The following is a 13,484-nucleotide window of genomic DNA, read 5'->3' on the forward strand; positions in this document are numbered from 1 at the left end:
ACCATTGAAAGGTTAAGTAAAAATATGAAATTAAATCGTTACCAAGTTATGAGACGACACTTGATTCATACCGTTTTTCTAACGTAATAGTTAAGCATGAGTTGAAAACGCTGGACTGCGATATCCTTCTGGATGTTGCTTGTGCCAATTCCAAGCTGTGGTAATGATACTTTCGATATCACCATATTCTGTCTTCCATTGCAATTTGTTTTTAATGCTATCAGATGATGCCACCAAAATGGCTGGATCGCCTTCCCTACGAGCATCTATTGTGTATGGAATAGGCTTACCCGTTACTTTTCTCGCCGTATCGATAATCTGCTTTACTGAAAAACCTTTTTCATTCCCCAGATTGAAAATACAACTTTCTTTCTTTTCCATCACATGGCGAAGAGAAAGGATATGTGCACGAACTAAATCTGTGACATGAATGTAATCTCGAATACACGTCCCATCTGGCGTATCATAATCATCACCATAAACAGAAACTTGTTCCCGTTGACCTAACGCACATTGAAGTACAATAGGAATTAAATGTGTCTCATGTCTATGATCTTCACCGATCGTTCCAGAAACATGCGCACCAGCAACGTTGAAATATCGCAAAATGACATGATGTATACCGTAAGCCTGTTCTGACCATTTCAACATGCGCTCCACAGCTAACTTCGTTTCTCCATATGGATTAGTCGGAAGGGTGAAATCGCTTTCTTTTATCGGAATGTTATCAGGTTGACCGTACACTGCAGCCGTGGAGGAGAACACAATATGTTTAACGTCATGCTCTGCCATCACTTCTAGAAGATTCATCGTACCATAAACATTATTATTATAATATTTTAAAGGGTGTTGAACACTTTCCCCTACTAAGGAATCTGCTGCAAAATGTATGACTGCATTAATATTGTACTTTTTGAAAACATCACGTAAAAAGTCTTTATGACGTAAATCGCCCTGTTCACAAATTGCTGCTTTATTTATTGCCTGATGATGTCCTGTTTGGAAATTATCTATAACAACAACTTCTTCTCCTTGTTCAATCAACTCTAATACAGCATGGCTACCAATATAACCTGCTCCGCCACATACTAATATCATGATTACAAGCTCCCTTCTCCTATCAAAAACCGATGACTATTTTTTTAGTAAAATACTTCATAAGTATACCACATCATTCATAAAGTAAATGTAGCTGCTTCTTATTTTTCATGGGAATCACATATTCATGACATACTTTTCACGAGAATTACACATTCATGAAGATTCAATTAACTCTTCAATCATTTTGTTGTTATAGATTACATATTGCAAGCACGATTTACATATGGCTTCAGCTAAATCCGTATAAATAGGTATTATTTCAATATGCGTACTTTTGACTTCATCGTTGGGTACTTTCTGATCTGCAAGTTGCACGCTATACTTTCCATCTTTTTTCGTCATATTCCAATCGGGGTATAGATCTAGTAATTGAAACGCACTAAAAATAACCGTGGAATAATTAGGAACTCGCTCTAATTCATGCTGTTGGTTAACGGCATATATTGGATTTTTTCTATACCAGTAATCTTCAATATTATCTATTGTTATTTTTTCAACCACATACTTCATGACATACGTAGCAATAAGTACATCTAATTTACGGCCGGGTTCCATGGCATGCAGACGGTGCAATTGCTTTTCTTTAAGCTGTCTACGAATATGTTCTACGCTGTTCATCATTGAACCCCCTTTCCATAAAAGTTAATTATTTCAGATAAACTAATAATTTCAAATAATGTGAATGAAATCATTTGAACTTTTACTTTTTTGTGGTAAAATAGGATTTGTGATTAAAGAAGACCGCAGTTCACTCGCCATGAAACTGCGGTCCCAATCCTAAGATGGCCTTATGGCGATCAGCGGAACCGTATGAAGTAGTCCTCTTCCAACTATCGCTTATATGAGGGCTACTTCTTCTTCAAATAAGTCAACATTGAAATAATAAACATCCCAAACATAACCATCAATTGTATAGAGTCTTTCACTTCCATCATAGCAACCACCTCCTTATAGAGAGATTGCTGATCGTCCATATATAGGCATTTATCTATAATAACTTGATTATACCATAAAAAGGCATTATTAGAATGGAATACTATTTATTTTTTTAAGATTTATTATGCATAATACTTTGTATTTAAGCATAAACTGGTTAAGTTGGTTGTCTATCAACACCTAAATTGTAAGGGTTTTTATTTTCTTTCATACTTGAAAAAAGTATAATTATACATATTCTTCTCGTCCACTACCCCGCTGTGAGCCTCTATTTCCACCCAATTTTTCTCATCGTATTTCGGAAAAAAAGCATCTCCTTCAAACTCATGTTCTATTTTAGTAATATACATTTTATTAGCATAAGGTAAAAAAGATTCATACAAAATTGCACCACCGATAACAAACACTTCTTCTTTCGTGTCCCCGTACTTTTTCACCAACTCATCTACACTATGTACGACCGTGCAATGTTCTGCCTCATAGTTTTTGTCTCGTGTAACCACAATGTTCAACCTGCCAGGCAGTGCTTTGCCAATAGACTCAAAGGTTTTCCTTCCCATAATGATAGGATGATGCATGGTCGTTTTTTTGAAAAAAGCAAGGTCAGCAGGTAAATGCCATGGCAATTGATTGTTATTACCAATGACACGATTCTCTCCCATGGCGAAAATAAGTGAAATCATACGGACACGACTCCTTTAATAAGTGGATGAGGATCATAATTGTCAATCTTGAAGTCTTCATATTGAAATGCAAAAATATCATTTACTTCTGGATTGATACGCATACGTGGTAAAGGTCTAGGTTCTCTTGTCAATTGCAACTTTACTTGTTCTATATGGTTGTGATAGATGTGCACATCTCCAAACGTATGAATGAATTCACCCGGTTTTAGATTACAAACTTGCGCTACCATCATCGTCAATAAAGCGTAGGAAGCGATATTGAACGGCACACCTAGAAATACATCCGCACTTCTTTGATATAATTGACAAGATAATTTGCCATCTGAAACATAAAATTGAAATAAACAGTGACACGGTGCTAATGCCATTTCCGGTATATCCGCTACATTCCATGCATTTACCATTAATCTACGTGAATTTGGATTTTGTTTAATCTCTTCAATGAGGTTAGAAATCTGATCCATCTCGCCACCATCCTTTGCTGGCCAAGATCTCCATTGATGACCATAAACAGGACCCAAATCCCCATTCTCATCCGCCCATTCATTCCAAATACGAACGCCATTGTCTTGTAAGTATTTCACGTTCGTATCTCCTTTTAAAAACCATAATAGCTCATGAATGATGGATTTTAAATGCAGCTTTTTTGTCGTTACTAACGGAAAGCCTTCTTCTAAATTAAATCTCATTTGATAGCCGAACGTACTGATCGTGTTCGTTCCCGTTCGATCTCCCTTGTTTTGTCCATTTTCTAATACGTAACGACACAAATCTAAATATTGTTTCATTTGTTTTATCTCCTCGCAACATTTTATACCGATATAGTGAAATGGTTATATACTACTCCATGGATATGCATGAATGACTGCTGACAATTCAGTGGGATCATCCACTAAATAATTAGGTTCCCCTTCTTCTAATAACGTCTTCGCATCAAATCCCCACGTTACAGCGATGATTGGAATTTCTGCTTTTTTACAAGCAGCAATATCCCTATACTCATCTCCAACATATAATACTTGTTGTTTGGATATGTCATACTGATCTACATATTTTTCTAATGAATGGTGTTTACCAAAAATATGAGCAGAACTATACACATCTTGAATATAGTCTAACTGGTTAGTGTGGCAAAATTGTTCGATGACATCCGTAGAATTAGATGAAAGAATGCTTATATTGTAACCAGATTCGTTTAATTTTTGCAAAACGTGTCCCATACCGTCTACCATTTGTATCGTAGGGACCACTTCATTTAACTTTGTTTTCATCTCGTTAATAATCATAGGTAATTTGAAAATTGGTATGTTCATTTTTAAAAACCGTTTCGGCAGGCTTAACTGACTCCATTGTTCTACTTCAGCCAACGATATACGCTGCAAATCTTGTTCGTCAGCTAACTCATTGTACAGTTCAAAAAATAACATTTTAGAATTCACAATGGTTCCATCAAAGTCAAACAGTATGTGTTTTTTCATATGGGATATATTTCACCTCTGAAAAATTACTCAATACTTTCTTAATGTCCATGCATTGCCCACTTTGTTTATCTATTTTACGTCGCCAAATTTCATTTTGCCTAAACCACTTTTCATCTTGTTGTATAAATTGATGATGACGTTCCTCAATGTGATAACTATATGGCAAATGCTGATCACTTTGTATAGAACCTTTGAGATGTTTATCGGTCATCCATACTTTAATTTGAAAGCTTTGCTCACATGGGTTGTAGAAACGTAAATCTACATAATTATAATACACACTTGCACCGCTTCCAAATGGAAGTGTTCTCCTATCATCTGGAAAAGGATCGAAACTATGATGGTGCCGCTCTGTTACCTGTAAAGGAGTATGCAAAACTAGCCAATATAACAGATTAGCTAATTGACATAACCCACCGCCAACACCACTTCTTACTTCACCATGTGAAAGTAATAATCCATCAATAAATCCTTTCCTTCTAGTGGGTTTTCCTATTTGTCTCCAAAAAGAAAAGGTTTCATTCGGATGAATCACTAAGCCATCTAGTTTAGGAATACAAAGCGCTAAATTGACAATTTTATTTTCTTGCAATTGTGGATTGGAATTTCCGAGTTTCCTTCGCAAGAGCGACTGATGCTTTTTACAACGAAAAGGGTATGTTTCTTCTTGTCTCTCTGCTGCAAATACAAGCTTTGGAGATTGGCGGTTTTGCCGAATATCTCTCCATTTCCTTTGCAGTCTAAGTTGGGTTATTCTACATAAGAGGAAGAAAGGAATTTTTCTTAACATTTTTTTTAACATGTTAATCCCCTCACTCTTCTTTATTCAACAGCACCATTCACTTTATGAAAACAGCGTGTGGTAAGCACGATGATAAAAATTGTTCCATACTAAGTGTGTGCAATACAGGTTGTTTTTTAGGACTGCTGCTCTTGCTACATATTGAAAAAATATAATCACTTTCAACAGAGAAAGAATGAAATTGGTATGTATCTTCATAGGTAACAGAATGAAAGCGAATGGCATCCTTCAGCTCAAAATAAAAAGAATCTAATGCAATGGATAATCCTTTACCAACATGCTTGATAAAACTTTCTTTTAATGTCCAAATGGTATAGAACATTTCAAGTTGTTGCTGCTTATCCGAAATGTTTAATAGTAATTCACTTTCTTCTTTGGCAAAAAATCGCTGTGATAGCGCTAGTACGTCAATGTCTTTCTTTTTTTCAACATCGATACCGATAGGATGTTCTGCAATGCCACACACTACCCAGTCTCCAGCGTGTGATAAATTAAAATGAATATCCGCTCCATCTTTCAACTGTGGTTTACCAAATTCATTTTTTTCAAAAGAGATGCTTTCCCACTGACATTGCCTATCTTTGACCAGTATATGCCGTAAAAGTAATTCTGCTATTAAAGATCGAACTGCGTCTTCGCGGTGATAAAACTTTTTTAGTTTTTCCCTTCGTTCTTTAGAGATAAAACCAGATAGTTCTTCTATTTTCACTTCTTCTATTGCAGAAATGTTAACTCCATAACATTGCATAAACATCATCCTTTGACTGTACATTACAGTGAAATAAATGTAGTTGAAATAAGTAACTACTATTTTAAAACTACATAAGTGAATTGAATTAGTTAAAGGAACTTATTACCGCTAATCATAAGATGAAGAAATCTTTACACATGATGAAAAATGAAGTACTGCATAAAACATGGTGCTGCGCAAAGCAAAGTGCTCCATTTTCACAATATCACTACTATATCATACGTATGACATGTCCTTCACCTTCTTTTACTTATTTTTTCATGCTATACCGTTTTATGCTAATCATTCTTTAGCGTTTAAGAAAAACTAACATCTTTTTTCTCTTTTGCTTATTTTGCTTATTATATCAAATAGTAACATAAAAGGGAACATACGATCTTATTTTATTTTATAAATATAAAAACTCTCTTCAACCCAACTCATACATGAGGTCAAAGAGAGTGCAATATAAACAGTATGATGGAGTAATTGGAAACTATGCCTTATCGTCATTCATGATATCTGTAAGCGCATGGATGAATTGCTCCATTTCTTCTTCTGTTCCGATACTAATGCGAATGTAGTCATTAATTCTTCCATTTGGGAAATATCTAATTAATATTTTTTGCTTTTTCAACTGGTTTGTTAATGAAGCAGCATCATACTTTTCATGCGTTGCAAGCAGGAAATTTGTGCTAGAATCAATGACTTTAAAACCGATCTGTCTTAATGCCTCTTTCGTATGATCTCTCGTTTGTATTAATGATTGCACCGTCTTATTGAAGTAAGCTGTATCTTTTATTGCAGCTTCAGCAGCAGCTTGAGCTACTGTATCGACTGTGTGTGAATTAATAGAATTTTTAATTCGATTAATGCCTTCGATTAATTCTGGTTGTGCAATGCAATAACCAACACGCATACCAGCCAAGGAACGGGATTTAGAGAGCGTACGAGTGACCACTAAATTAGGATAATGTTCAATTAAGGATAATGCCGATGTACCACCGAAGTCTATATACGCTTCATCTATAATGACAACACAATCTTGGTTATGTTGCAAAATTTCTTCTATTTCTTTCAGCGGTAACGCTCTACTAGTCGGTGCATTTGGATTAGCAATAACGACACCAGTATTATGATGTAAATAGTCTTTTACATTAACCTTCAGATCTTCATCTACTGGTACTGTATCATAGGAAAGCGCTAACAAATTAGCGTAGACAGGATAAAATCCATAAGTGAGGTCTGGGAACCTTAGCTTCTTCCCGTCCTTATTTTCAAAAAAGGCCATAAAACACATGGCTAATACTTCATCAGAACCATTACCTATAAAAATATGATCAAGTGGAAAACCATGTTCTTCCCCTATGGCCTCCCTCAAATCATCTCCATTTGGATGAGGATAAAATCTCAAATCAGCATTTGCAGCTTGCTGTATAGCTTGTATCACTTGCGGAGAAGGAGCAAATGGATTTTCATTCATATTTAATTTAATATAATCTCCGTCTGGTTGCTCTCCTGCTGCATAAGGCTCGATTCCTTGTACGATAGCGTTCCAAAATTTACTCATATTCAAAAATGACCTCCTGATGTTCTTCTTCTCGTTTTTACACAATTGTATTGTGTGTTATTTATTCATGTTAAAATTATATCATAATGACATGTTACTGTTGGTTTTTCTTTGATGCTTACATAGAAAAAAATCCTGAAAAAACAGGATTTTTAAAGTGCTTTAATCAAATTGGATGTTTTATTGATTACTACTTTTGTTTACTCCGCTACAAGAAAACGATAACCACAATCATATTGTAATAGATTGAGCATCTCTCCATATCGCTTCTCCCATTTTCCACTGGATAAATCAGCTTTTAAACGTTCAACAGATGAATCCACAATAGATCTAGGTGCGTTAGCAAAAGACGATATACCCTTTCGAAATATTTCATCAAGGTAATTTTCTGGTCTTCGCCATGCAGAACAAAAGAAATGATCTTCTATATTGTAAGGGATGAGAAAAGGAAGTAATTGAACATTTCGTTTTAATATTTTTTCCATTAAAGATACAAGTTTATAAATAGGAAGATGTTTATCCATCGCATCATGAAATAAGTCGTCGAAATAATGAAACATCCAAAAATCTGAAGGAATCAATCTAAAATCATTCGTGAAAATCACAATGCTTCCACTTGATTTTAAAACTCTTTTCATCTCACTAAAACTTTTATCCAAAGAACTAAAATGATGTATTGCATTGGTACAAATGATTCCATCCACGTATCCAGAGGAAGATTTTCAGCAGCTCCTTGATTCCAAGTTAAATTTTTATGTCTCTTTGATTGTTCCATCATAACTTGAGAAGGCTCTACAGCCGTTACCCTATACCCCATGTTTGCCAATTCAAAACTATAGTTTCCACTCCCTGCACCTACATCCAAAATATGCGCAGGTACATTTATATTCAAATGAGACAATATCTTATGAGTCAGCCTGTCATCTGCTTTCCGTGTGACGTTATATGTATTTCCTATCTTATTGTATCTAGTATTCACTCCTCTTCTTCTCCCCTTTCAACGTTTAAAACCTATATTTTAACCGATACGTTTTAAATTCGATGTTATATTTTTTGAAATAAATAAAAATATTAGTTAAAGCGCATGAAATTCAATTCACTTTAGCTTTCCATTAATGTTACAATAAATATGTAAAATATACAAAATAAATACTGTCTCGCAAACGCATCTGAACACACAATCGCAATAAAATAATCATAGTAAATGTTGTACATAAGTAACCGACTTCTCTCATATGATGTTTTATTGCAAAAGCTTTGCGAAGCAAAGCTACTTCGTAAGCATGAGGATAAAAAGCTAAGCTTGCTTAGCTGGATGCCAAAAGCTTTGCGAAGCAAAGCTACTTCGTAAGCATAAGAAAAAAAGTGAAATCTTGTTTCACTGATTTCGTACCCAAAAGCTTTGCGAAGCAAAGCTACTTCGTAAGCATGAGGATAAAAAGCAAAGCTACTCCGTAACCGTCTTCATCTTAAATCTTTTCAAAATGAAGGAGAGAGAAAATGAAAACAAAGCAAATCGTTTTAAATGATCGCCCAAGCGGAATGCCTAAGGAAGAAAATTTCAAATTAGTAGAATCAGATTTACCCTCCCTACAAGAAGGACAACTGCTAGTAAAATCGCTTTTTATTTCTGTTGATCCTTACATGAGAGGAAGAATGAACGATGCTAAGTCTTATGTTCCTCCATATCAAGTAGGTGGTCTTATTGATGGTGGTGCCGTTTGTGAAGTCGTTGAATCTGCTTCTCCTGACTGGAAGCAAGGTGATATTGTGCTTACACAATCTGGCTGGCAAACGTATGCGGTTATTCCAGCTGAAACCGCGATGAAAATTGATCCTGAACTAGCTCCAATCTCTACTGCATTAGGTACTATCGGCATGCCAGGACTAACGGCATATTTTGGCTTACTAGATATAGGTAAACCACAAGAAGGTGAAACCGTTGTCGTATCTGGTGCAGCCGGTGCCGTAGGATCGGTTGTGGGACAGATTGCTAAAATAAAAGGAGCAAAAGTAATCGGCATAGCAGGAAGCGACGAGAAAAATGCATATCTGAAAGAAGAATTAGGATTTGACGAAGTCATCAACTACAAAACGGAGAATGTGTTCGAGGCAATACAAAAAGCTTGTCCAAACGGTGTAGATGTGTATTTTGATAATGTTGGTGGAGACATTACAGATGCCGTACTACTTCAAATTAATCAAGGTGCTAGAATTGTATTATGTGGACAGATTTCCATGTACAACTTAGAAGATCCTGAAGTAGGGCCAAGATTACTAGTTAAATTAGTACAAAATAGTGCTCTCATGCAAGGGTTTATCGTAACAAATTACATGCATCGATTTGGAGAGGGATTTAAGCAACTTGGGCAATGGGTAGCAGAAGGAAAAATAAAATACAGAGAAAACATAGTAGAAGGATTTGAACATACACCTCAAGCTTTCTTAGGACTATTTTCTGGTGAAAATATTGGTAAGCAATTAGTTCAGGTCTAATCGTATCCATTTTCAATTTACTTATTATATCTAAAAGAGCAGCTCTCTATGTTGAGGGCTGCTTTTACTTTGTATACACCCTATTCACTGTTCACAATTTAATTTGTCGGCATACATAGGCCATCATCCAATCAATATGCCCTTTCCGCGAATATCTTATTGCTAAAGTCTATTTCATGAAAAACAAACAAATAGCAAACTTATGGTCATAAGGAGAGGAAATGGAATGGATATTTGTAATAGGCAGGAAAACGGAATTTGTTCTACTGCATTAGGTGAAAACACAGTAGCTAATGGCAGAGCGTCTCTAGCAGAAGGTTCAGGAACTACTGCCGAAGGCTTTGGTACACATAGCGAAGGATGCAACACTATTGCCGTTGGCATTTGTTCACATGCAGAAGGGAATCGCACCATCACTACAGGAGTTAATGCACATGCAGAAGGAATTTTGACCGAAGCTAGTGGTGACGATGCACATGCGGAAGGATGTAGTACTATAGCCTCTGGTGTGTGTGCTCATGCAGAAGGAAATATAACAATGGCTAGTGGTGCTAATGCCCATGCAGAAGGGAGATCTACTACTGCTTCAGGAAATGACTCTCATGCCGAGGGGAGATTAACTAGATCTGACGCTGACTGCTCCCATGCAGAGGGAGTACAAACCAACGCTTTAGGTAGTGCCTCGCATGCGGAAGGAAACTTCACTCAAGCTTCAGGGGTAGAATCCCATGCTGAAGGATTTTTCACCTTAGCAACTGGAAGCAGTTCTCACACAGAAGGAATCATTACTGTAGCTAGCGGAGAATTCGCGCATGCGGAAGGAGATAACTGTGTGGCATCTGGGCAAAGCGCTCATGCAGAAGGAACTTTAACGACTTCACTAGGAGATTTCTCCCATGCGGAAGGAAGATCTACTTTTTCCACTGGTATAGCATCTCATGCCGAGGGAGATGGTTCCATAGCGGGAGAAGAGGTTGCGCATGCGGAAGGAAATAGAACCATTGCATTATTAGGAGAATCGCATGCGGAGGGAAGCAGAACATTAGCGTTAGGAGGAGCTCATGCAGAAGGCGATGGATCCATGGCTTTAGGTTCCGTTTCCCATGCAGAGGGCAGAAGTACAGAAGCAAGAGGAAGTGGTTCGCATGCAGAAGGAGGATTTACTCAAGCAATTGGAGAAGAATCGCATGCGGAAGGATTTGAAACAACAGCAAATGGAATAAGATCTCATGCAGAAGGTGCAAACACAGTAGCTGATGGTGACTTCTCCCATGCAGAAGGAATACGAAATACAGCATTTGGTATGGCTGCTCATACAGAAGGATCTAGTAACTTTGCTGCTGGTGATCATGCTCATGCAGAAGGATCAAACACCAATGCAGTTGGCATGTCATCTCATGCGGAAGGCTGCTCTTCCGATGCTTGTGGAACCTGTTCTCATGCGGAAGGGATGTCGACAACTTCCCTTGGTGAGGCTTCTCATGCAGAGGGAATAGCAACAACTTCCACTGGTGAGGCTTCCCATGCGGAAGGCGTCAATTCCGTCGCAACCGGCATAGACGCTCATGCGGAAGGAAATGCCACCATTGCACTGTTAAGTGAGTCACATGCGGAAGGCAGCGTCACGATGGCACTAGGAGGAGCTCATGCGGAAGGTGATGCATCTATGGCCATGGGACCCGTCTCTCATGCGGAAGGAAGAAGTACAGAGGCAATGGGAGACAGCTCTCACTCCGAAGGTGGATTTACACAGGCATTAGGCGAAGAATCGCATGCAGAAGGGTTTTTCACCATAGCAAGTGGAATCCGGTGTCATGCTGAAGGATCTACTACATTAGCAAGTGGAGATTTTTCACACGCTGAGGGTGAGTCTAACACTGCTTCAGGTACGGCAGCTCATGCAGAGGGAGCATCCACTACCGCCTCTGGTGTAGCGTCGCATGCAGAAGGTCTAGGAACAACTGCAAGCGGGGATCACTCGCATGCGGAGGGCATGTGCACTTCCACTGCTGGCTTTACTGGCGCTCACGTAATGGGTCAATTCGGAGATGCGTGTGAAGATTATGGTTGGTTTATGGCTGGTGGTTCAGACCATAACAATAGAATGGTTAACGCTTGTATTCTAAACAGCGGGGATGCTTTTTTTCAAAGTGTAAATACGACAGACCCATGCTGTGCTGATTTTGCTGAAATGTTCGAATCTCATGATGGTAAAGCTATCGATGTTGGTTATTTTGTTACTTTTGCTGAAGAAAGCAAGCAAATTAGAAAAGCAACCTCTCAAGATGAATATATTTTAGGAATCACTAGCGCTACCCCTGCTCTTATTGCAGGAAGCGCAGAACATTATTGGCAACAAAGATTTTCTACAGACGAATGGGGACGAAAACAATATGAAGATATAGAGGTTGAAGCAGTAATCGATGCTAATGGGAAGGAAATTACTCCTGCCCAAACGAAACGGAGGCTCATTCCTAATCCAGCGTTCGATCAAAATAAAACCTACATCCCAAGGATGCAACGACCTGAATGGGAAGTTGTAGGTCTAATAGGACAAATTAGAGTACGAGATGACGGAACATGCAACGTAGGAGAATACTGTCTACCTAATGACGAAGGAATAGCTACTAAAGCTAGCGTAGGCTATCGGGTGTTAGAACGGTTAAATGATAATCAAGTACTCGTTTTGTTCAACGGCAATCAGCAGCAGACACTAAATCAGCTGCATGAAAAGAATGAGCAATTAGAGGAGCAAATGAAGTTGATTTTGAGACTTATTTCTATGTAAGCATGAACTTTGAGATACGAAAGAGTACTGTAAGAGCTTACACTAATGACTTCGCCGCTTATTTTGTCATGCGTGAGTAATTCACGAGCGGCGATTTTTAGACTTAATATCCCACTACGTTCAAATAAAACATGGGGAGTTTCAGTTTCTCCATCACTACACTCAGAACTTTATATCCCACTACGTTCAAATAAAACCTCTAGCTTCTCTTCTTCTACCTTGCGTTTAAACTTGTCCTTTATATCCCACTACGTTCAAATAAAACGGTACGTTCGTATACAACATACTAGAACCGCCACCATCACTTTATATCCCACTACGTTCAAATAAAACGACCTTGTTAATTCGTCAGTCAATTGTCCGATGCGACTTTATATCCCACTACGTTCAAATAAAACGGGGTATGAGTAAAAAGGAATATATTGCCACTGCTATCTTTATATCCCACTACGTTCAAATAAAACTTGAGTCTGGTGTGTTGGCGTGTGCTGTTAGAATCAACTTTATATCCCACTACGTTCAAATAAAACTGTAGCATACGTTCCTTCACTTCTTTTCAACGTGTCGACTTTATATCCCACTACGTTCAAATAAAACACTAACCCTATTGTTAAACGGCTAAGTAGTCTGTTATCTTTATATCCCACTACGTTCAAATAAAACGTCATCAATCAATACAACACGTCCATTCCAAGAAGCTACTTTATATCCCACTACGTTCAAATAAAACTGTGGCGTCTAGCATCGTCATTGTCCGTTTGGTGTCGGCTTTATATCCCACTACGTTCAAATAAAACTCGGATTTTTCGTATATCCTTTTATCTCTATCTGAACTTTATATCCCACTACGTTCAAATAAAACTCCAAAAGGGTCCGGCGTTTGGCATTTTCTTA

The 13,484-nt window shown here is 37.7% G+C and carries 12 protein-coding genes, 1 pseudogene and 1 CRISPR repeat array (1 of these 14 running past the window's edge); of the genes and pseudogenes, 2 read left to right on the forward strand and 11 right to left on the reverse strand.

Annotation, left to right across the window (positions count from 1 at the left end; all coding sequences use genetic code 11):
* Positions 1-90: 90 nt before the first annotated feature.
* The 11 genes and pseudogenes from galE to D1Z92_RS02430 all read right to left on the reverse strand — a co-directional run.
* Positions 91-1,098, reverse strand: a complete 1,008-nt coding sequence (galE, locus tag D1Z92_RS02380) for a UDP-glucose 4-epimerase GalE (protein ID WP_128894051.1) — start codon at positions 1,096-1,098, stop codon at positions 91-93.
* 156 nt (positions 1,099-1,254) lie between these two features.
* Positions 1,255-1,722: a hypothetical protein gene (locus tag D1Z92_RS02385; protein ID WP_164931414.1), complete on the reverse strand. Its 468-nt coding sequence runs from the start codon at positions 1,720-1,722 to the stop codon at positions 1,255-1,257.
* Positions 1,723-1,949: 227 nt separating this feature from the next.
* Positions 1,950-2,075: a putative holin-like toxin gene (locus D1Z92_RS17690; protein ID WP_128894053.1), complete on the reverse strand. Its 126-nt coding sequence runs from the start codon at positions 2,073-2,075 to the stop codon at positions 1,950-1,952.
* Positions 2,076-2,234: 159 nt separating this feature from the next.
* Positions 2,235-2,720 (reverse strand): type 3 dihydrofolate reductase, encoded by a 486-nt coding sequence (gene folA, locus D1Z92_RS02395; protein WP_128894054.1) that lies wholly within the window; start codon positions 2,718-2,720, stop codon positions 2,235-2,237.
* A complete protein-coding gene (locus tag D1Z92_RS02400) occupies positions 2,717-3,511 on the reverse strand; it encodes a thymidylate synthase (protein WP_128894055.1) in 795 nt (264 codons plus the stop codon). Before D1Z92_RS02400 ends, folA begins: the two co-directional genes overlap by 4 nt.
* Before the next feature lie 45 nt (positions 3,512-3,556).
* Positions 3,557-4,201: an HAD hydrolase-like protein gene (locus tag D1Z92_RS02405; RefSeq protein ID WP_128894056.1), complete on the reverse strand. Its 645-nt coding sequence runs from the start codon at positions 4,199-4,201 to the stop codon at positions 3,557-3,559.
* Positions 4,179-5,006, reverse strand: a complete 828-nt coding sequence (locus D1Z92_RS02410; protein WP_240666536.1) for a VanW family protein — start codon at positions 5,004-5,006, stop codon at positions 4,179-4,181. Before D1Z92_RS02410 ends, D1Z92_RS02405 begins: the two co-directional genes overlap by 23 nt.
* Before the next feature lie 37 nt (positions 5,007-5,043).
* On the reverse strand, positions 5,044-5,754 hold the full coding sequence (locus D1Z92_RS02415) for a 4'-phosphopantetheinyl transferase family protein (RefSeq protein WP_164931415.1): 711 nt from the start codon (positions 5,752-5,754) through the stop codon (positions 5,044-5,046).
* A gap of 478 nt (positions 5,755-6,232) precedes the next feature.
* Complete coding sequence (gene hisC / locus D1Z92_RS02420; RefSeq protein ID WP_128894058.1) at positions 6,233-7,306, reverse strand: histidinol-phosphate transaminase; 1,074 nt, start codon at positions 7,304-7,306, stop codon at positions 6,233-6,235.
* Between the two features lie 200 nt (positions 7,307-7,506).
* On the reverse strand, positions 7,507-7,911 hold the full coding sequence (locus tag D1Z92_RS02425; protein ID WP_240666537.1) for a hypothetical protein: 405 nt from the start codon (positions 7,909-7,911) through the stop codon (positions 7,507-7,509).
* A 54-nt stretch (positions 7,912-7,965) separates the two neighbouring features.
* Positions 7,966-8,285: pseudogene (locus tag D1Z92_RS02430) on the reverse strand (class I SAM-dependent methyltransferase); the annotation flags it as partial.
* Positions 8,286-8,806: 521 nt separating this feature from the next.
* On the opposite strand from D1Z92_RS02430, the gene curA reads away from it, so the two are divergent.
* Together curA and D1Z92_RS02440 are read left to right on the forward strand one after the other, a co-directional pair.
* Complete coding sequence (gene curA, locus D1Z92_RS02435; RefSeq protein WP_128894061.1) at positions 8,807-9,802, forward strand: NADPH-dependent curcumin/dihydrocurcumin reductase; 996 nt, start codon at positions 8,807-8,809, stop codon at positions 9,800-9,802.
* A gap of 226 nt (positions 9,803-10,028) precedes the next feature.
* Complete coding sequence (locus D1Z92_RS02440) at positions 10,029-12,590, forward strand: peptidase G2 autoproteolytic cleavage domain-containing protein (protein ID WP_128894062.1); 2,562 nt, start codon at positions 10,029-10,031, stop codon at positions 12,588-12,590.
* A 102-nt stretch (positions 12,591-12,692) separates the two neighbouring features.
* Positions 12,693-13,484: direct repeats of the CRISPR family, unit length 29 nt; unit sequence CTTTATATCCCACTACGTTCAAATAAAAC; it runs 970 nt beyond the window's last position.

The organism is Longirhabdus pacifica, assembly GCF_004115085.1.
Lineage (GTDB): Bacteria > Bacillota > Bacilli > Paenibacillales > DSM-105158 > Longirhabdus > Longirhabdus pacifica.